The sequence below is a fragment of the Microbacterium sp. H6 genome (assembly GCF_003314775.1).
Taxonomy (GTDB): Bacteria; Actinomycetota; Actinomycetes; order Actinomycetales; family Microbacteriaceae; genus Microbacterium; species Microbacterium oxydans.
This window is the reverse complement of sequence record NZ_QOAY01000244.1, coordinates 1-1464: the sequence shown is the minus strand read 5'-3', so window position 1 is coordinate 1464 and position 1464 is coordinate 1. Positions and strand designations below refer to the sequence as shown.

At 71.2% G+C, this 1464-nt stretch carries 1 protein-coding gene and 1 pseudogene; both read right to left on the bottom strand.

The genetic code is table 11. The features are described from left to right. A pseudogene (locus tag DSP71_RS15495) lies at positions 1–1039 on the bottom strand (hypothetical protein); the annotation flags it as partial. Between the two features lie 4 nt (positions 1040–1043). Continuing rightward, positions 1044–1464 (bottom strand): hypothetical protein (locus DSP71_RS15490; protein ID WP_113681537.1); only part of this gene is annotated, 421 nt, incomplete at its 5' end.

The following is a 1464-nucleotide window of genomic DNA, read 5'->3' as shown; positions in this document are numbered from 1 at the left end:
TGGCGGTCGGAAGCTCCAGGCGGACGACCTCACCGCTGGGCTCGTCCACCACGTTCAGCACGAGGGTGGCGCTCTGCTCCTGCATCGTGAGCGCATCGGCGCACACCCGGGGGAACGCCGCGTCCGAGCCGTCGTAGATCAAGCAGGTCTGGAAGCCGTCGAGCTCCATTCCGGTCCACACCGGCACATCGCCGTCATAGCCGACCACCCACAGCGAGTTGATCTGGAACCCCTGATCCGCGATGCGCTTGGCCTTCTCCGCCTCGTCGGCATTCGCCCACGTCATCCCATTGGTGGTGCCCGGTCCGAACTCCGCCACGTTCGCGGCGACGGCAGGCTCGCCGGAGGCCGTGAACACCATCTGCACGTTGAGCTCGCGGCGGGTGTCCGCCTTCGACTCGAGCGTGACCGCGCCGAACAGTCCCGTCCTGCCCACCGTCTCGGTGCGCTCGCAGCTGGGCAGTGCAGACGGCGAGGTCGCCACGAGCAGGCAGGTGATCGCGGCGGCATTCTTCGTCGCCACCCAGATGACCGCACCTTCCTCGACGGCGAGGGCGCGCAGCGAGCCCCGGTCGTAGTTCCCGCTGGCGAGCAGGGAGCTCTGCCACTCCTGCTGCTCCGGACTCAGGGCGACGGTGGCGGGCCCGGACCCGCCGGACAGCGCCCATCCGAGCCCGACACCGACCAGCACCAGCGTCGCGACGGCAGCGGCGAGCGGAAGCCAGCGCGTACGCAGCCATGATCTCTGCGGTGGCCGACCGGAGCCGCCCGAGTCTCCCGGGTCCATGCCGGTCGTCGTCACATCGCCGTTGGTCGAACCCGGCAGGTCCTCTGTCTGAGGCTCCTCGTTCCCTGTCTCCGGCGTCGAGGCTGCGACAGGAGCTCCGACGGGCGGATCCGCGACCTCGGGCGTCGGCTCGGCACGGCGCCGCTCCAGTTCGCGCAGTCTGAGCGCTTCGGCCGCCGTGAGCGATGCATCGCGACCGTACGCCCGCGCCTGCAGTGAGCGCAGCTCGGCGAGCTCGGCCGCGTCCGACATCGGTTCAGCCGAGCCGCTCGAACTGCATGCCGGCCCAGACCAGCCAGCCCAGGCTGTAGACGGTCGCGCAGAGCCCGAGCACGAGCGCCCAGCGCGCGATCGCACGGTTCTCGACCGGGCGACGCAATGACATGATCGCCGCGATGACCGCCACCACTGCGACCGGAATCCCCCACCCCACGAAGAACGACGCTCCGAGCGCCACGATCGCGGCCACCAGCGCCCACGGCGCCAGTCGGGTGTCGTCGATCGACACGGTCCCGGTGGACGGCTCCCACTCCGTCTCCTCGGGGGCGTCGATGTCCGGTCCCGTCACGACGACCGGTTCGATGCCCACCGGGCCCGTGGGCAGGCGGGTGTAGCCGTCGCGCCGCGCGCCGGGAAGGCGGGCGGTTCCCGCGGGGTGCTCCACCTCGTCGCTGGGG